Consider the following 18,159-nt stretch of genomic DNA (forward strand, 5'->3'; position numbering starts at 1 on the left):
GTTTCGATCGGCCGCTCTGGCGGCGTTCCTGGCGGCGTTCCTGGCGGCCTTCCTAGCGGCGTTCCTAGCGGCGATGGCGTCGGTGCTCGCGGCCGTCCATGCCGCGGAGCGTGAGCCAGGTCAGGCCGAGGAGGGCGAAGGCGATGGTGATGCTGATCTCGTCCACGGGCGACCTCACTGGGGTGGCTCGGTCTGTGGGTGGGCCGAGCACGCTGGGGCTGGCCTATGTATCCGTCGGACGCGCATTCGATTCCGTGACGAGCATCACCGACTGCCGAATTTCGCTCTTTTTTCGTGTCCGGGAGTGAGGTGTCCGGTCCGAGACCGGCCTCCGGTCAGAGGCTCTCGCGGAAGTCGCGGGTGATCGCCAACAGGTCGCGCAGGATCCGCTGGACGAGGGGGCGCTCGTTCGAGAGGTCCGGGGTCGGTGGATCGTCCCGCTGTTGGAAGTCCGCAAAGGCCTGGATCAGGCGGTGGGACTCCTCGGGGCGCAGGCGTCGGCGGTTCCGGCTCAGCCGGCGGGTTGCGTGGGTGAGCCCGTCGCCGGTCATCCGCGCGTAGGGGTTCCGGTCCCGGGCCGCGGGAGCGAGCCCGGCGAGGGTCGAGCGTCGGGAGCGGCGCTGTCTGCGGGCGAGCGCGTCGATCAGGTCGAGATAGGCCCGCTGATAGTCACGCGCGACGCGTCGCCGGTGGTCGGTCAGGCGACGATCGGTGCGCGAAGCGTAGTCGGACAGGGCGAGGTCGTAGAACGCGCGCGGGGACACGCGCGGGTCGTCTTCGCTCTCGCGCGCGAGGAGCAGGGCGGGCAGCTCGCGGAGCACGTCGCGCATGCAGTAGATCGCGTTCCACGAGAGTCCGTCGGGCACGGCGTGCTCGCCGCGGGAGGACCGGCGTCGTTCGAGGCGGTGATGGAGCGTGAGAAGCCGCTCGAGCGCCTCGGGTCGCGCACGCTCGAGCGCGCGCGCGTCCCGTGCGTCGAGTCCGATCTGGCGAAGGAAGAGGCGGCGTCGCTCGGACTCGAACTCGCGGTCGAAGCGTTCGAGCACCGGGTCCTCCTTCAGGTCCTCGAGCGATGGCGCGCGGCCGTTCAGCAGGAGATCCCGGATCTGAGCGAAGCGCTGGACGATCTGCCGGGCCTTGCGGCGTTGCTCGGGGATCGACGTCGAGTAGCGGTCCGTGTCCTTGAAGCGATAGGAGTGGTGGTAGAGACCGAATTGTCGAACGGAGCCGTAGTCGAGGATGCTGCCGTCGGTCAGGACGTTGTCTCCGTCCCAGTCGAGCCAGCAGAAGATGTACTCGCTCTCGAAGGTCGCGACGGTGCGGGCGAAATCGGTGGCGACGCGTTCTGCGAGATGGCGGTAGCGCGCGGGCGCGGACCGGAGCTTCGGCCAGCGCCCGTCCCGGATCTCCCGCTCGGCGTAGTAGTCTACGAGATGACGCAGGTCCTCGTGCTCGCCGCGCCGGAGCAACCCGAAGAAGTGGGAAGGCCGCAGGAGATTGGGTGCGATCCGTACGTTGATCGCGAAGCCGGAGGGGAGAGCGAGAACGGCCAACACGCGTTCGGTGCGGACGCCGTTGCGATGGAAGGCCTCGCTCATCAAGGCCGCGCCGATCCCCTCGTCCACGTGGGCGGTGCCGCAGCCGTAATCGGTGATCACGTTGCCGGTCCGGAAGAACCGACCGTACTCCGAGGTCGCAGGGCAGAGCCGCGTCACGCCCGTGCCGCAGCTCGAGACGTCGAAGCTGCCCTTCGGGCCCCGGAAGGAGCCGTTCCAGATGCTGCGTCCGTCGCCGGAGTTCTGGCCGCGCTTGTCGGGATGCTGGAGCTGCAGATAGCGCGTCGCCATGTAGGTGTGCGGGAGTCGGTCACCGGGCTTCGTGAAGCGCCCGTGCGCCTCGTCCCACTCGTTGACGATCTGCAGGCTGAACGTGTCGAGCAGGGCGTCGCGCAGCGGAGCCGTCAGCCGGTCCGCATGGCCCGCCGGCAGCAGGCCGATCTCGCGTGCGAGGGCGAAGTTGAAATAGACGACCTGGCTGTCGCGCCGTCGGCGAGCGGGATACGGGACGACGGCACTCGGGGCCGTGCGCGCCAGGGGATGGCGACCGTCGATCGAAGCGAGGCGCGTGTAGTCGGCGGTGCGCGGACGGCCCGGTCGCTTGCCCGCCTGCTTGCGTGCGCGGGCGTTCGTCGGCGATCCGGGCCTTTTCCGGGGGTGTCCACTCATGATCGATCCAAGCGCGGATCGGCCGTTCTCCGTGTTGCCTTGACGCCACGCCGATGTGAATGCTTTCGTACGGGCCCTGAATTATCGTGTGCCCGTCGCACGGAGATGGGCTCGCGCATGCACTGCCTCCGAGCTGCCGGTCGCCGAGGCGCGGCTGCCGATGGACGCGGGCGCATCGCGTGCGACGGAGGGAAGACGTTGGCGCGTGGTGACCGGGACGAAGCATCCGGAGCGGAGTCGCCGGGGCCGCTCGAGGCGAAGACCCAGCGGATGGCCGTGCCCGAAACCTCCGAAACCTCGGAGGCGTCCCCGCTCGAAGAGGCGACCGTCGTGTCCCCGCCGCCTTCGGCGGAGCCGGAGTCCACGGTCGTCGCTGCGCCGGTCGTGGAGACGCCCACGGTCGTCGCCGCGCCGGTGGAAGAGACGCCGACGGTCGTTGCTGCGCCCGTCGTCGAGCACGCGGCCGCGGTCTCCACGCCCGTAGACGATGAAACGACCGCCGACTCGACACCTGCCGACGAAGCCGCTGCCGCCGTGTCCGCGACGGTCGTGATGTCGTCGGTCGACGCCGCCGGGGGCGATCCGAATGCGGCGATCGCGCCGAGCGCCGCCCTGCATCCGATGCTCCTCGAACGCATCGAACCGTCGCTCGGTCGGGGCGAACGATTGCGCCTCGATGCGGCTCATTGGCACGTTCGGATCGGCCGAGCGGAGCACAACGACCTCCGGCTCTACACCGCGTCGGCGAGCCGCGAGCACGCGGTGATCGCTGGGAACGAAGCCGGCGAATGGATCCTCACTCCGGTCGGAGGCAAGTCGGTCTCGATCGACGGAACCCCGACGGAGGAGCCCGTCGAGCTCGAGGTGGGCATGAATCTCGTGCTCGGCGGAGATCACCTGCGGTGCGTGACCGAAGGCCTCGAGCGCGAGGAGATGGCCGCGCCCACGGCGGCGGACGGCCTTTCGGCGGAGGGTGCGCCGCGTCGAGGCGGACGGGCGAGCTGGATCGCGATCGGCCTGGTCGCCGCCCTCGGAATCGGCCTGATCGCCTACGCCTGGTTCGCCGGATGAGCCCGCGGAACCCCGGACGGCCTCGGTGGCCCGAAGAGATCACTCGATCCGCGTGCCGCTTCCGCCCGGCTCGAGCGAGGAGCTTCTCATGATCGAACGACCCGTACGGATGATCGCTGGCGTGGGCACGGCGATGGGAGTGATCCTGCTGCTGGCGGTCTCCACTGCGCTGGCTTCGCCACGCGAGGCCACGTTGACGGCGCTCTCGGCCCTCGAATCGAACTGGCCGGGCCCCGACGTCTCGATCCGCGTGGTCCGAGAGGGGGAGGGGCCGCTCCGCATCGGCGACGAGATCGTGTACCGCTTCACGTCGACTCGGGCGGGCTACCTCACGGCCCTCCATGTGGACACGCACGGCGCGACCACGCTCCTCTTCCCCCGCGCCGACGCCGAGGAGGCCCGGCTCGGAGACGGGGCCGTCGTGGAGCTTCCGAGCGCCGAAGACGGCTTTTCGCTCGAGGTCCAGCCGCCGGTGGGCCGCGACTTCGTCTACGCGATCGTGACCCGGACGCCGCTCACGCGGAGCTCCCTCGGACTCGAGACCGCCGCGATCGTGGTGGACGTCGAGCCCCAGGACGGCGCGAAGCTGGTGCGGCGGATCCGTGCGGAGCTCGAATCCCGCGAGCCGGGGGCGGTCGCGGTGGCGCACGTGGCACAGCAGATCGATGGGCGTGGGGACGTGCTCTATCGATCCGCGGACATCGTCGAGTTCTTCGGGGAGCGCACCCGCTCGATCCGCCCGCCGAAGCTCGATCTCCAGATCCAGTTCGCGACCGACAGCGCAGCCCTCGATCCGGTCGCGCGCAAGAACGTCGATGAGTTCGCCCTCGCCCTCGAAGACCCGAAGCTGCTCGAGACGCGCTTCGTGATCGCGGGGCACACGGACGATCGCGGCAGCGATGCCCACAACCTCCGCCTTTCCCGTCGACGGGCCGAGGCGGTGCGTCGCTACCTGGTCGACCAAGGGGGCGTCGACGCGGAGCGGCTGGTGATCGAGGCCCACGGCGAGAACGCGCCACTCATGGGCGAGGACTCGGACTTCGCCCGCGCGATGAACCGGCGGGTCGAGTTCTCGCCGGCACGTTAGGCGGGGATTCGGGAGAGCGGCTAGGCCTCGCCGTCCCGGGCGCAGCGGAAGCCGAGGGAGATGCTCGAGTAGTCCGGCGCGTCTTCCGAGAAGGCGGCGCTCCGGAAATACGCGGGGATCCGGTCCATCCAGGAGCCACCCTTGAAGATCCGGCGTTCGCCTTCGCCGCTCTCCGTCGAGGTCCATTCCCAGACGCTGCCGGCGAGGTCGAGCAGCCCCTCCGGCGTCGCCCCGGACGGGTGGGAACCCACCGGCTCGAGGCCGAGTCCCTCGGCGCGCACGTCCCGGAGCCGATTCGCGTCCCACTCGTCGCCCCACGGAAAGGCACGGCGTGACTCGCCCCGGGCGGCGAACTCCCATTCGTCCTCGGTCGGCAGGCGTCCGCCCGCCCACTGGCAATAGCGTCGCGCGTCCTGCCAGGACACGTGTACGACCGGGTCGTCCGGATGGGTGAGGGCGTCGCGGCCCTGTTGCGGCGTGCGCCAGTTGCATCGTCGGCAGCGGGTGATGTCCCAGCTGTAGCCCCGCTCCTCGGCCGTCGTGCGGTGACCCGTGGCGTCGACGAACGTCTCGAAGTCGGCGTTCGTGACTTCGGTCCGGTCGAGGGTGTAGGGCGCGAGGCGGACGGTGCGCAGTCGTTCGTCGGCGAAGACTTCGCGCGCGCAGGCGCGGGCGGAGCCGCCCCCCTTCTCGCAGAGGAAGATCGCGCGGTCGATCTCCTCCGGCGTGCTGCCGAGCCGAACCGTGACGGGGTCGCTCTTCTGCGCGATCGGTGTCCCCGACGGCTCGACTCGCTCGTTCTCGCCGATCTCCTGGGCGTCGTCGGATCCTGCCGGTACGAGCCCGTCCCAGTCGATCTGGAAGAGCGCGCCCAGGACGAGGAGCGCTCCCGCCGCCGCGGCGATCGGTTTCCAGGGCAGGTCGATCCCCGCGCCCCCCGCATCGTTCGCGAAGGCGTCGGCGAACTCCAGGCAGCTGCCGAAGCGGTCCTCGGGCTGGCGGGACAACGCCTTTCGGATCGCCTTCTCGGCGGACTTCGAGAGGGGCCCCTTCAGCCGTTTGCGGTCGATGGCCGGGGGCGTGCCCTTTTCCTTGGCGATCAGGATCGCCTCGTTGGTGTTGCCCGTGAAGGGCAGCTCGCCGGTGATCGCCAGGAAGACGACGGTCGCGAGGCTGTACTGGTCGTAGGCCGGGGTCAGGATCCGGTCGATCGCCTCCGGCGGCGCGTAGGCGGGGGAGCCGACGAAGGTCCCGACGACCGTGAGCTCGCGTCGCACCTCCTGGGTCGGGGCGTCGGGATCCGCCGCGCCGATCGCGGTCGCGATCCCGAAGTCGGAGAGGACCGCGTGGCCCTCGCCGTCGAAGAGGATGTTCGCGGGCTTCACGTCCCGGTGGAGGGAGCCGTTGCGATGGACCGTGTCCAGGGCGCCGGCGATCGTCGGCAACCACTCGAGGATTTCTTCGGGGGTCTGCTGGCCGCCCTGCTTCGTGATGCGCTCGCGCAGGTTGCCCCCGCGCAGGTACTGCACGACCGCGTAGGGCACGTCGGTCTGGCCGGCGCCGCCGACGTGGGAGCCGGAGTCGACGATCGACAGGATCGCCGGGTGCTCGTGGGTCGAGAGATCGCGAATCTCCTGGAGGAAGCGCTCGCGAAAGGTGCGATCCGCCATCAGGCTGGCGTGGGGAATCTTGACCACGACCTGGCGCTCGAGGGTCCGGTCCCAAGCGAGGTAGACCGTGCCCATGCCGCCCCGGTCGAGGGATTTGCGGATCTCGTAGCGGTCGTCGAGAACCTCGCCGAGCAGGGGATCCGCCGGCTCGGTCTCCTCGTTCGGCTCGAGCTCGATCGGCGCGGTGTCGGCCTGCTCTGACTCGACGGGCGCGGTCGCCTCGTCGTCCGCCCCTCCGGTGTCCTGCCCGTCCTTCAAGCGCGTTCCTCTTCGCCGCTCTCTGCGCCGTTCGTTCCGCCGCCGTCGCCGCTCGTTCCGCCGCTGTCGTCGCCGCCGTCGTTCGCGCCGGCACATTCGCGGGGCCGCGCACCGCCGACGCTCGTGAGTCGCGGTATCCTACCGCGGATGGCCGAACTCGGCGCTTCCCAGAATTCCGTCGCGGGCGATGCCGACGATGAACCGGCCGCGCTCTCGGGCCCGCGCTTCGGTCTGCTCGCCGCGCTCCGTCTGCTGCCGAAGAACGCGATGTCCCGCTTGATGGGCCGGTTCGCCGGAATCGCCTGGCCCGGTCCGATCCAGCGTGCGGAGATCCGGCTCTTCGCCCGTCTCGCCGGCGTCGATCTCTCGGAAGCCAGAGACGAAGTCGGAGACTTCGCGACGCTCCAGCAGTTCTTCACGCGTGCACTCGCGGCCGGCGCGCGACGGATCGAGGGGGACGACGAGGTGCTCGTCTCGCCCTGCGACGGTGCGTGGGGCGCGGCGGGTCGGATCGAAGACGGGACGCTCCTGCAGGTGAAGGGGCGCCGTTACCGTGTGGCCGATCTGCTCGGACACGAGGCGTGGGCCGCAGGCTACGACGGGGGCTGCTATGCGACCCTCTATCTCTCGCCGCGCGACTATCATCGCTTCCACACCCCGGCCGCGGGCCGGATCATCCGGCTCGACTATCTGCCTGGCGCACTGTGGCCCGTGAACTCGATCGGACTGCAGGGCATCGACGGGCTCTTCGCGCGCAACGAACGGATCTGTGCCGAGCTGAGCGTGGACGGTTCCGCGGCAGGCCCCGGAATCCTGATGATCGCCGTCGGCGCGACGATGGTCGGGAGCGTGCGTCTCTCCTTCGACGAGCTCCGTACGAACGTGCCCGGCGGCACGCCGGTCACGCGGCGCCTCGAGCGGAACCCGCCTGCCTTCGCGCGCGGCGAGGAGTGGGGCCACTTCGAGTTCGGCTCGACGATCGTCCTGCTGACGCCGCCGGGCGGACCGACGATCGAGCCGCAGCCGGTCGGAACGCCGGTTCGCCTCGGGGAAGCGATCGGTCGCGTGCGTCCGGCGGGCTGAGCGCGGGCCTCAGATCGGCGGACGGGTCGGCAGCTGCTCGGAAAGCAGCGGCCAGACCCGCTCGATCCAGCGACAGAGTCGCGACCGGGTCTCGCGCGGATCGATCAGGTCGTGCACGCCGACGGCTTCCGCGCGTGGGAAGGGGCTGCGTCCCTTCGACATCGCCGCCTCGAGCTCGGCCCGCTTGGCCTCCGGATCGTCGGCTTCGGCGATCTGCCGCCGGAACGCGACGGCGACGCCGCCTTCGATCGGCAGCGCCCCCGACTCGGCGGAGGGCCAGGCGAAGACGGTCGCCTTCGGCCCCATGTGTGCGGCGGCGGCGACGCCGTAGGCCTTCCGGACGAGGACGGTGCACCAGGGGATCTTCGCCGTGACCACCCGGGAGATCAGCTCGACGCCGAAGCGGATGGTGCCACTTCGCTCGGAGGCGGGGCCGATCATGAACCCGGGCTCGTCGACGAGGGTCACCACCGGCAGATGGAACGTGTCGCAGAGGTCGATGAAGCGCTTCACCTTGAGCGATCCCTCCGCGTCCATCGAGCCCGCATAGAAGTGGGGGTCGTTCGCGAAGACGCCGACGGGCTTGCCGTTCAGGCGCGCGAAGGCGGTGATCAGACCGCGGCCGTAGCCCTTCGTCATCTCGAACACGCTGCCCTCGTCGAAGACGGCCTTCAGGATCCTGCGCATCGCGTAGACCTGCCGGCGTTCGCGGGGGATCACGTCGAGCAGGAACGCCTCGCGGCGCTCGGGATCGTCGCTGCACTCGACCACCGGCGGGAGCTGCATGACGTTGGTCGGCAGATAGGAGAGGAAGCGCCGGATCTGTTCGATCGCGTCCTTCTCGTCCTTCGCGACGTTGTCCACGACGCCGGAGCGCCCGTGGACCTTCGCCCCGCCGAGCTCGTCCTTGGTCAGCGTCTCGCCGAGGGCGCGCTCGACGAGCGCCGGGCCCCCGATCAGGACCTGCGCGGTGTCCTTCGTCATGACCGAGAAGTGGGAGGCGGCGAGTCGCGCCGCCGGGAAGCCCGCGACGGCGCCCACGGCGGCAGAGGCGACCGGTGCGATCTGCATGATCTGGGCGATCGACAGGAAGCGGGAGGTCGAGAACACGGGATCGCTCGTGGTCTTCGAGGGCGTGGGCCGCTTCGGGCCGCCGGTGCCGGCGACGCTGCCCCCGCCGCCTTCCAGGAAGCGGACGAGCGGCAGACGGAGGTCGATCGCCAGGGTCTCGGACCACACGCTCCGGCGCAGGCCCGCGGGCGAGGGCGAGCCGCCGCGTTGGGTGAAGTCCTCGCCCCCGACGACGATCGGGCGTCCGTCGAGCTCGGCGAGGCCGAGCAGGTAGTTCGCCGGGTGGAAGGCGACCGGCTCGCCGTTCTCGTCGCGCTCGGTCTCGCCCGCGATCGGAGCCTGCTCTTCGAGGCTGCCTTCGTCGACGAGGGCGGCCACGCGCTCGCGAACGGTCAGCCGGCCGCGCTCGTGCTGACGGGCGACCGCCTCGGGGCCGCCCATCTCGCGGGCGGCGATCCGACGCGCTTCGATCTCGTCGACTTCGGGCTTCCAGCTCATCAGCGTCCGTGCTTCTCGTGGCGTCGTCTCGTGGCGTCGTCGCGGTCCGCGGCTCAGAAGCGGAGCAGCTCGACGTCGAGGGAGGCGAGATCGATCATTCCGACCGCGTTGCGCCCGGCGAGGAACCCCGCGCATTCGCCCGGGTTGAAGAAGAGGGTGTCGTTCTGCCACTCGTGGCGGTGACGATGGGTGTGGCCGTGGACGACGAGGTCGATCCCCTCGGTCGTGTCCGGATCGACCAGGGCGTGCAGCTCGGGATCGTGCACGACCAGGATCCGCCGTGCGGCCCATTCGAGGACCCGCGGCGGCTCGACCAGATCCATGCCGAAGGCGCTCGCGTGCTCGGTGAGCACCGGGCGGGTCGACGCGTCGTTGTTTCCGAAGACGCCGGCCAGCGGCCGATCGAGGCGTGCGAAGCGCTCGAGCACCGTGGGCTGCGTGATGTCGCCGGTGTGGATGATCCGTTCGACCCCGGCCTCGGCGAAGAGGTCGACGATCCGTCCGACGTTGACGAGCTGATCGTGGGTGTCGCCGACGACGCCGATTCGCATGGCGCGGATCCTAACACGAGGATTCGGGCCGGGCGGCGACCCGGCGTCGCTGTGGTTCGGCAGGCATCTCCGGGCGAAGCCCGAGGCTGGCCTCGGCTCAATCCCCGCGCGGACCGCGCGATTTCCCCGGGGCGTGTCCCATCGCCTCAATCGGCTCCCAGGACGGTCGATGGGAGTGAAGGGCGCGCGGAGGCTCGTCCGCAGGTCCGACCAGCCATCCATCGAGGGCATTCGTGAGTCAGGGAACCTTCGTCGGTCGTCAGCCGATCGTGGACCGGGAACGACGCGTCGTCGCCTACGAGCTCCTCTTTCGGAGCTCCGCCGAAGCGAACTTCGCCGACTTCGACGAAGTCGGGCGCGCCGCGGTCCGCGTGATGGTCAATACCTTCGCGGCCCTCGGAATGGAAGCGGTCCTCGGGCACGCCCGCGGATTCTTCAACGTCAACCACGAGGTGCTGCTCTCGGAATCGCTCGAGGCGCTGCCGCGGGATCGGGTCGTGCTCGAGGTCCTCGAGGACGTCGAGCCGACCGACGAAGTCCGGGCGCGCTGCCGCGAGCTGCACGAAGCCGGATTCACGATCGCCCTCGACGATTGGGTCGTGGACGATCCACGCGAGAGTCTGCTCCCGTGGGCCTCGGTGGTGAAGGTCGATCTGCCGGCGATCCCGCCGAAGGCGCTGCGCAAGCTCACCCGGAGCCTTCGTGAGCGCGACGTTCAGCTGCTCGCGGAGAAGGTCGAGACCGCGGAGGAGTTCGAGGCCTGCCACAAGCTCGGCTTCGATCTCTTCCAGGGCTTCTTCTTCGCCCGGCCGATCGTCCTCGAGGGCGCGGACATGGATGCGGCGAAGACGATTCTCCTCAAGCTGCTCCAACAGATCAGCTCGGGTGCGGAGACGGCGAAGATCGTCGAGACCTTCAAACAGGACGCGAAGCTCGGCTTGAACCTCCTTCGTCTGGTGAATACGGCCGGACGCGCCGCCCGCGTCCGCCTCGACACGATCGAGGCAGCGGTGCGCCACCTCGGCCTCCAGCAGCTCGGCCGCTGGTGCGCGATCCTGCTCTATGCGCAGGGACCGGACGCCGACCTGCGCTCGCCGCTGCTGGTGACGGCAGCCCACCGCGGTCGCTTGATGGAGCTCGTGGTCGGCCACGCCTCGTCGCACCACGATGACGGCATCGTCGCCGAGCGCGCATTCCTCGTCGGGATGCTCTCCCTGGCGGACGCTCTTCTCGGGCGACCGATCGAGTCCCTGGTGAGCGAGCTGCGGCTCTCCGACGTCGTCGGCCGCGCGCTGACCCATCACGACGGCGACCTGGGGCGGCTGCTCTCGATGGCGATCGCGATCGAGGCGGGCGACGTCGCGAAGTTCGAGCCCGAACTCGCCGAGCGCGACCTCGACTTCGACTCGCTCCAGGCGATCGAGAACGCGGCCTACGCCTGGGTGCACGGTCTCACCGCAGCGGACTGACGCCACCGGTCGCCCGATTCGAAGCGTCGGGAGAACCACGCGCCTCGAGCGCGATTCCGGTGCACTTCGCGTGCATCCGCACGTCCTCTCTTCGCCCACGCGCGGCCTTCGGGTATGGTTCGAGCGTGCTCACGGGTCTCCTTCTCGTCGTGCTCGCTGCGGGCCTCGCGGTCTTCGTCCACCGACGAGGTCTCGCCGGCTACGCGCCCGCGCCGGCGGGGCTCGCCGTCCTCCACCGCGGGGAGGCGGCGTTCATCCAGACCGTCGCCGAGGTCCTCTTTCCCGCTGGCGGGGGCATGGCGCTCTCCGGTGCCGAAGCGCAGCTCGCCCATTCGGTCGATCGCCATCTCGCGGCCCTTCCGCAGACCCAGCGCGTGCAGATCCGCCTGCTCTTCCACCTCGTGGAACACCTGACACTCTTCATGCCGGGGCACGAGCCCGGCGGACGCCAGCGCTTCTCGAGCCTCTCCGCCGCCGCCCGGGTGAACCTCCTCGAGCGACTCGCGAGCCATCCCCGGAGCGGGTTCCGACTGCTCTTCACCGCGCTCCGCTCGGTCTTCGTGCTCGCCTATCTCGGGCATCCCGGCAATCTGCACGGGCTCGGGCTCGCGCCCTTCGAGATCGAGCCGGTGGTGAGCGACGCGGAGGTGCTCTTTCCGCGGGTCGGTGCGTTGCCGAGCTCGATCGCCTTCGGCGCCGACGACCGAACCGATCCCGCCGCACGGGCGCCCCTCGATCCGCGGGGCCCGCGCCACCGCGCCTATTCCCGCTCAGGACAGCGCCGCGCCGCACAGGCGGGGAGGGGAGAAGCGTGAGTCCGCTCTCGGCCGAGCAGCTCGGGAGCGCGCGCGAGCGCGTACGGGTCTTCGGCCAGTACGACCACGCCTTCGACGAGACATGCGACGTCGTGGTCGTGGGCTCGGGGCCGTCCGGCTCGGTGGCCGCCTATGAGCTCGCCGCGGCCGGGCACGACGTGATCCTGCTCGAGGAGGGGCCGCCCTTCACGACCCGCGACCTCGAGCTCGACGGCAACCTGTCGATGACCCGGACCATGCGCGAGGGGGGGCTGCGCATGACGCGCGGGACGACGATGCCGACGATGCAGGCGGTCGCCCTCGGTGGAGGCTCGCTCGTCAACTCGGCGATCTGCGTCCGTCCGCCGGATTCGGTGTTCGAGCGCTGGTCGTCACGCTACGACCTCGAACGAACGGATCGCGCGCACCTCGATCCGCACTTCGACGCGATCGCGGACTTCCTGGGGATCGCGCCGACCCCGGACGAGGTACAGGGCAAGCGGAATCTGCTCTTCCGCGACGGCTGCGACGCGCTCGGGATCGCCTCGGAGCCGATCGCCCGCAACGTGCGCCACTGCCGCGGGAGCGGCGAGTGCTTCACGGGATGCCGCAGTCGCGCCAAGCAGAGCATGGACGTGAGCTACGTGCCCGCCGCGCTCGCCGCCGGGGCCCGGGTCCTCACCAGCGTCCAGGTCCAGGAGATCAGGCGGCGTGGTCGACGGGTGACCGGCGTGTCGGGCCAGGTCGTCGCGCCGTTCTCCCAGGGCCGCGCCTCGGGTCGAAGTCACGCGTTCCGGATCGAGGCGAAGGCGGTCGTGCTCGCAGCGGGCTGCACCGCCACGCCGGTGCTCCTGCAGCACAGCGACGATCTCGCGAACGCCTCGGGCCAGGTCGGCCGCAATCTCCAGTTCCATCCGGGCGTCGCGATCGCGGGGGTCTTCCCCGAAGCGATCGATTCCCAGTTCGGCGCGACCCAGGGCTATCAGTCGCTCGCGTTCCTCGACGAGGGCTTCAAGCTCGAGACCCTCTGGGCGCCCCCGCCGCTCCTCGCGATCCGGTTTCCCGGGATCGGTGCGGATCTCCAGGCGCGGTTCGCGGAGCTGCCCCAGATCGCGATCTTCGACGCGATCGCGAGCGCGAACCGCTCCCTCGGCCGCGTGAAGAAGCGCTTCCGCAGCCTCGAGCCCGTCCTGCAGTGGCGGCTCCACCCCGATGACGCGCAGATCCTGCGGCGGGCGCTGCACGTGATCGCGCAGATCTTCTTCGCCGCCGGCGCGAGCAGGATCCTGCCCGGGGTCGGGGGGATCGCGGACGTGATCCACTCCGCAGAGGATGCGGCGATCCTCGATTCGTCGGCGGTGAAGCCGTCGGGCCTCGTGATGGGCGGCAATCACGTCTTCTGCACGACGCGCATGCACGGGGATCCGACCAAGGGCGTCGTCGACGAGGACGGGAGAGCGCACGACCTCGAGAACCTCTACATCGCGGATACCGGGATCTTCCCGCAGTGCCCCTCGGTGAACCCCATGTTCACGGGGATGGCGCTGGCGCGACGGCAGGCCCGGCTCCTCTCCGAGAGGCTCTGACCGGCAGCCCGCGGGGATGTCGCGGTTCCCATCCGACCGTGATCCGCATCGCTTCAGTGGGCCAGGTGAGTCGCCGATGCAGTGACCATGAAGCTCCACTCCGCGGAACCGCACGCCCGCTTCGGGCTCGCCGGGATCCTGATCCTGGTCCTGCTCGCCGCGCCCGTCGCCCTCGCCGACGGCGAGCGTCGGCTCGCGAGCGAGAGCGGTCACTACCGCGGGGAATGCCGCCGCCTCACGAAGCAGCTGACGCACTTCGAGGAGACGGTCCTGCCGATGGCGATCGCCCGCGGCAACCGTGGCTGGGAGCAGGCGACGAACGACCAGATCGAGCGACTCTGGAATCGACGCGCCGACCTCTGCCCGGAATACGGCGCTGAGCGGAGCTTCATGAGGAAGGCGGCCGACCAGACCCGCCGCTTCAACAAGCTGATGGCGTCCGCGGGTCGCGCCGCACTGGCGTTCTTCACCGGCGGCGCGGCCGGCTTCTAGCCGCGCGGGCGGTCGGCTATTCTCGGCCGGACCGGAACCGATCGTTTCGGGCGTCCTCCCACTGGGTGGGCCGCTCGGTCTTCGAGCGGAGCAGGGCGGAGGCCTGGATGAAGCGGAGCGCATGGGGACCGGGAAGCGGCCTTCGCCGGCGCGTCGTCTGGCTCCTGGTCACGGCCGCGCTGATGCCCGGAATCGCTATCGCGGTCGGCGACCGCGGCGCGGACGGCGAGTTCGCCCGGCGTGACTCGTTCCACTTCACGCTCTTCCAGGACGTGGACATCGACGAGAGTGCCGGCCTCTACGGCTCCCGGAAGTTCGAGCAGGACCTCCTGCGCGAGCTCGAGGCCGCCTTCGATCGCCTCGACCAGATCCTCGGTCTGCGGCCGGAAGGCAAGCTCGTGGTCTACGTCTGGGACCCCGCGCTCTTCGATGCCGAGTACCGACACCTGTTCCGCTTCCCGGCCGCGGGCTTCTACGGCGGGGCGATCCACATCCGCGGCGATACGCGGATCACACCGGGGCTCGTTCGCGTGCTCCATCACGAGCTCGTCCACGCGGCCTTCGACGCGGAAGCGCCGCGCCTCGCGCTGCCCGCCTGGATGAACGAGGGGATCGCCGAATGGTTCGAAGCCCGGGCCCTCGGCAAGCGAAGCCTCGGCAGTCGCGAGCGGGCCGCACTCGGCGAGCTCGCGCGCGCCGGCCAGCTCTTCTCGCTGGCGGACCTCTCTACGCCGAGCCTGGGTCATCTCGGACCGGAGGCGGCCCGCGTCGCCTACCTGCAGGCCTACGCCTTCATCGACCACCTCGTCTCCACGCGCGGTGAAGGAGATCTGGTCCGATTCTGGAAGGCCGTGGTTCGCTCGCGCAGTCTGGATCGCGGGGCGAGACGAGCGTATCGCTCGGACGTGGCCGACCTCGAGTCGGCCTTCGCGCGGACGCTTCGGGGCTACTGATTCGCGATTGGAATCGTTTCGCCGGATCGATCGCGACGGGCCTCGATCCCGTTGCCCGGGACAGGGCCTTCCTCTAGCTTGCGCCCGTGCCCCTGGACCTGCTCGCGATTGCGCCTCCGCCGACCCCGCCGCGCAGCCCTGTTCGGGGCGCGGGGTTCGTTCGCAGGCTTCGCGGGGCCGCGCTGCTGGCGGGCGTCTCCCAGGTCCCGGCGAGGGCCTTCTTCCTGGCGGGGGCCTTCCTCCTGGCAGGGGCCTTCGCTCTCCTGACGGCGGCCTCCGCGACCGCGGAGGAAGTCGACGCCGGCGAGGACTCCGCGCCTTCGGAAGCGCCGGCGAGCGGATTCGGCCCGCCGCCCCCGCCGATGGGCGCGCGCTTCGCCGAAGCGCTCGAAGGGGACCGGATCCGGGTCGGCTACAGCTTCGAGCGGATCCGACTCGCGGGATTGCGGACCGGCGACGACCACCTCACGCCGGATCAGGTCCGGGCCTTCGGTTTCCCCGAGACGCCGCGGTCGCTGGAGAGGACGCTGCACACGGTCACGTTGGCCTACGCGGCCCATCCGCGGGTCACGCTCGTGGTCGAGATTCCTTTCGTGCAGAACGAATACAAGCGCTTCGACGTGACGTCGGGACGCCGCCAGCATCAGGCGGAAGGGATCGGCGACGTCGGCTTCTCGATGATCATTCCCTTCATCCGGAAGGGCTTCGAGAGTACGCAGGTCCACGTCGGTTTCGACGTTCCGACCGGGTCGATCCGCAAGAGCGCCGAGGGGCGCCCCTTGCCCTACGCGGTGCAGCCCGGGAACGGGAGCGTCGATCTCGAATGGGGCTGGACATACAAGGGAGAGCTCGATCGCTTCGCGTGGGGCGGGCAGGTCGGCGGGCGTCATCCCGTCGGTCGCAACGGCCGCGACTGGCGCGGGGGCTCGCGCTTCACGGGCCGGCTCTGGGGCGTCGTCCGCGTGCTGGGGGGGCTGAGTGCGTCGTTGCGGGCGGACTGGGAAAAGCAGAACGAGATCGATGGGTTCGATCGTGATCTTCAACCACCGATCGACCCTTCCGAGGACCCGGAGCTGCAGGATGGGATCCTGCTCGCCGTGGCGCCGGGGCTCAGCATGGAGGTGCCGGCCCTGGCCGGGCAGCGACTCGGCGTGGAGGTCGGCATTCCGATCTACCAGGATCTGGACGGGCCCCAGCTCGAGCGCGACTGGACCTTCAAGGCGGGCTGGCAGTGGACGTACTGATGGGCCGTGGCGCGCTTCGTGCCTTCGCGGCGACGACGGTGCTCCTCGCTCCCCTCGTGCTCGGATGCCCACAGGAAGAGGGCGGTCCGGGTGTCTATGACGCTCGAGGCGTCGTGGAAGACGTCGACGTCGAGGGGGCGCAGGTCCTGATCGACCACGAGGACGTGCCGGGGCTCATGCCTGCGATGACGATGAACTTCGCGGTGCCCGACGAGGCGGTCCTCGAGGGACTCGCCGCGGGTCAGGTGATCGAGTTCGAGATGCGCTTCACCGGGCGCAGCTACGAGGTCGAGTCCTTCGAGGTCGTGGGCGAGGCGCCCTTCGAAGACGGTTGGCGGCGGCTCGGAGAGGCCCTCGTGCGGACGAACCCCGTCCCGGCCTTCGAGCTGATCGACCAGGCCGGGCGCACGGTGACCGAAGCGGACTTCGCCGACCGGGTGGCCCTCGTCGACTTCATCTACACCGAGTGCCCGGGCCCTTGCCCGATCCAGACCTCGAGCCTCGTCGCTCTCCAGCGTGAGCTTCCCGCGGACGTGCGCGACCGGATCCAGTTCCTCTCGTTCAGCCTCGATCCCGGAGTCGACCGGCCCGAGGTCCTCGAGCGCTACGCGACCGAGCGCGGCGCGGACCTCGCGCGGTGGTCGTTCCTGACCGGCGAGGCCGAGCCGATGGCCTCGCTGGTCCGCCAGTGGGGGGTCGGATCGCTGCGCCAGCCGGACGGCTCGATCGATCACACGTTGATGCTCTTCGTCGTTCGGGCCGGACGCGTGATGGAGCGCTACACGCTGGAGCAGGCCCGGGACGGCACGCTGCTCGCGGATCTCGTCACGCTCGCGAAGATGCCGGCCGAGCTTCCGTCGTCCGTCCCGACCGGGAACGACGCGGACCATGCCTCCGATGCCTCCGATCCCTCGGATGCCTCCTCCGACGGAGCGGGAACGAACGCCGACCACGACGGGATGCATGGCTCGTGATCGACGACGTCCTGGTCGTCGGCGCCGGGATCATCGGCCTCTCCGTCGCCGATGCCCTCGCGCGGGAGGGGCTGCGCGTGCGCGTGCTCGAGACCGATCGGGTCGCGGGCGGTGCGTCGGGTGCGGCGGCGGGGATGCTCGCCCCGCTGAGCGAGGCGCTCCTCCACTCGGACGAGGACCCGGCGACGAATCCGCTGGTGGCTCTCGGTCTCGAGAGCCTCTCGCGCTTCGAGTCGCTGTGCCGACGGCTGCGCGACGAGACCGGCATCGATCCGGAGTTCGAGCGCTCCGGCCTCTGGCGACCGGTCGCGACCGAAACGGAGCGGCGCGAGGCGGCTGCGGGCTTCGCGCGGATCGGCGACCGCGCGGGGGCCGTCGAATGGTGTGACGGCCGCGAGCTGGTCGACGAGCTGCCCGGACTGTCCCCCAGGATTCCGGGGGCTTTCTTCTCACCGCTCGAGTGTCACTTGAGACCGCCGCTCCTGGCCCGGGCGACCGCCGCGGGGCTCCGAGCACGCGGCGTCGAGATCGACGAGGGGGTCGCGGTCCATCGTCTGCGCACGGCCGCCGGGCGGGTGGAGGGCGTCGAGACGAACGCGGGACTGCGACGGGCCGGCCAGGTCGTCGTCGCCGCCGGCCCGTGGACGCCGACGCTGCTCGAGCCCGTGATCGGCCGCGAGTCGCTTCCGCGGATCGAGCCGGTGCGCGGCCAGATCCTCGTCCTCGAGCCGCCGCTGCCGGCGGGACGCCGGATCGTCTTCGGCCCCGACGTCTATCTCGTCCCCAAGCGCGACGGGTCCTGGGTCGTGGGCGCGACCCAGGAGCGGGTCGGATTCGATCGACGGGTGACCGCGGAAGGCGTCTCCCGTCTGCTCGATCGGGCGCGCGCGCTCTTCCCCGCGATCGAGTCCGCGACCTTCGGACGTGCGTGGGCGGGACTGCGTCCGGTCGACGCGGAGGGTTGGCCGCGGGTCGGGGCGACCGGGATCCAGGATCTCTTCGTCGCCGCGGGTCACGGGCGCAACGGCGTCCTTCTTTCGCCGATCACCGCCGAGCGGTTGCGGGACGTGATCACGGGCAAGCGACCGATGACCCACGACGCCTTCGCGCCGGAAGGATCGGCGCCCGGCTAG

General features: G+C 70.4%; 15 protein-coding genes. 11 read left to right on the forward strand and 4 right to left on the reverse strand.

Features of this window, described 5'->3' with window-relative positions; translation table 11 throughout:
* Nucleotides 1-335: 335 nt before the first annotated feature.
* Entirely contained in the window at nt 336-2,225 is a 1,890-nt protein-coding gene (locus tag NXI30_27540; GenBank protein MCR9097990.1) for a protein adenylyltransferase SelO family protein, read from the reverse strand.
* 198 nt (nt 2,226-2,423) lie between these two features.
* Here NXI30_27540 and NXI30_27545 point away from each other — a divergent pair, with 198 nt between their 5' ends.
* Together NXI30_27545 and NXI30_27550 are read left to right on the forward strand one after the other, a co-directional pair.
* The gene (locus tag NXI30_27545; protein MCR9097991.1) at nt 2,424-3,296 is read left to right on the forward strand and encodes an FHA domain-containing protein; all 873 of its coding nucleotides are present in this window, start codon (nt 2,424-2,426) and stop codon (nt 3,294-3,296) included.
* An 88-nt stretch (nt 3,297-3,384) separates the two neighbouring features.
* A complete protein-coding gene (locus NXI30_27550; GenBank protein MCR9097992.1) occupies nt 3,385-4,383 on the forward strand; it encodes an OmpA family protein in 999 nt (332 codons plus the stop codon).
* A gap of 20 nt (nt 4,384-4,403) precedes the next feature.
* On the opposite strand, the gene NXI30_27555 is transcribed toward NXI30_27550, so the two are convergent.
* Complete coding sequence (locus NXI30_27555) at nt 4,404-6,311, reverse strand: bifunctional serine/threonine-protein kinase/formylglycine-generating enzyme family protein (GenBank protein MCR9097993.1); 1,908 nt, start codon at nt 6,309-6,311, stop codon at nt 4,404-4,406.
* A 147-nt stretch (nt 6,312-6,458) separates the two neighbouring features.
* On the opposite strand from NXI30_27555, the gene asd reads away from it, so the two are divergent.
* Nucleotides 6,459-7,394, forward strand: a complete 936-nt coding sequence (gene asd / locus NXI30_27560) for an archaetidylserine decarboxylase (protein ID MCR9097994.1) — start codon at nt 6,459-6,461, stop codon at nt 7,392-7,394.
* 9 nt (nt 7,395-7,403) lie between these two features.
* On the opposite strand, the gene NXI30_27565 is transcribed toward asd, so the two are convergent.
* Nucleotides 7,404-8,963 carry a propionyl-CoA carboxylase gene (locus tag NXI30_27565; protein MCR9097995.1) on the reverse strand — a complete coding sequence of 520 codons (1,560 nt, stop codon included), beginning with the start codon at nt 8,961-8,963 and terminating at the stop codon, nt 7,404-7,406.
* 53 nt (nt 8,964-9,016) lie between these two features.
* A complete protein-coding gene (locus tag NXI30_27570; GenBank protein MCR9097996.1) occupies nt 9,017-9,514 on the reverse strand; it encodes a YfcE family phosphodiesterase in 498 nt (165 codons plus the stop codon).
* A gap of 233 nt (nt 9,515-9,747) precedes the next feature.
* On the opposite strand from NXI30_27570, the gene NXI30_27575 reads away from it, so the two are divergent.
* The 8 genes from NXI30_27575 (at nt 9,748) to thiO (ending at nt 18,159) form a co-directional block, all read left to right on the forward strand.
* On the forward strand, nt 9,748-10,983 hold the full coding sequence (locus tag NXI30_27575) for an EAL domain-containing protein (protein MCR9097997.1): 1,236 nt from the start codon (nt 9,748-9,750) through the stop codon (nt 10,981-10,983).
* Nucleotides 10,984-11,108: 125 nt separating this feature from the next.
* Nucleotides 11,109-11,798 (forward strand): hypothetical protein, encoded by a 690-nt coding sequence (locus NXI30_27580; protein MCR9097998.1) that lies wholly within the window; start codon nt 11,109-11,111, stop codon nt 11,796-11,798.
* Nucleotides 11,795-13,363, forward strand: a complete 1,569-nt coding sequence (locus NXI30_27585; protein ID MCR9097999.1) for a GMC family oxidoreductase — start codon at nt 11,795-11,797, stop codon at nt 13,361-13,363. The genes NXI30_27580 and NXI30_27585 overlap by 4 nt, the downstream gene beginning before the upstream one ends.
* An 87-nt stretch (nt 13,364-13,450) precedes the next feature.
* Nucleotides 13,451-13,855 (forward strand): hypothetical protein, encoded by a 405-nt coding sequence (locus NXI30_27590; GenBank protein ID MCR9098000.1) that lies wholly within the window; start codon nt 13,451-13,453, stop codon nt 13,853-13,855.
* A 107-nt stretch (nt 13,856-13,962) separates the two neighbouring features.
* Nucleotides 13,963-14,808, forward strand: coding sequence for a hypothetical protein (locus NXI30_27595; protein ID MCR9098001.1), 846 nt, complete (start codon nt 13,963-13,965; stop codon nt 14,806-14,808).
* Nucleotides 14,809-14,894: 86 nt separating this feature from the next.
* Nucleotides 14,895-16,052 (forward strand): hypothetical protein, encoded by a 1,158-nt coding sequence (locus NXI30_27600; protein ID MCR9098002.1) that lies wholly within the window; start codon nt 14,895-14,897, stop codon nt 16,050-16,052.
* A complete protein-coding gene (locus tag NXI30_27605) occupies nt 16,040-17,026 on the forward strand; it encodes an SCO family protein (GenBank protein MCR9098003.1) in 987 nt (328 codons plus the stop codon). Before NXI30_27600 ends, NXI30_27605 begins: the two co-directional genes overlap by 13 nt.
* Complete coding sequence (gene thiO, locus NXI30_27610; GenBank protein ID MCR9098004.1) at nt 17,023-18,159, forward strand: glycine oxidase ThiO; 1,137 nt, start codon at nt 17,023-17,025, stop codon at nt 18,157-18,159. The genes NXI30_27605 and thiO overlap by 4 nt, the downstream gene beginning before the upstream one ends.

This window comes from bacterium, from assembly GCA_024742285.1.
Lineage (GTDB): Bacteria > Myxococcota_A > UBA9160 > UBA9160 > UBA4427 > UBA4427.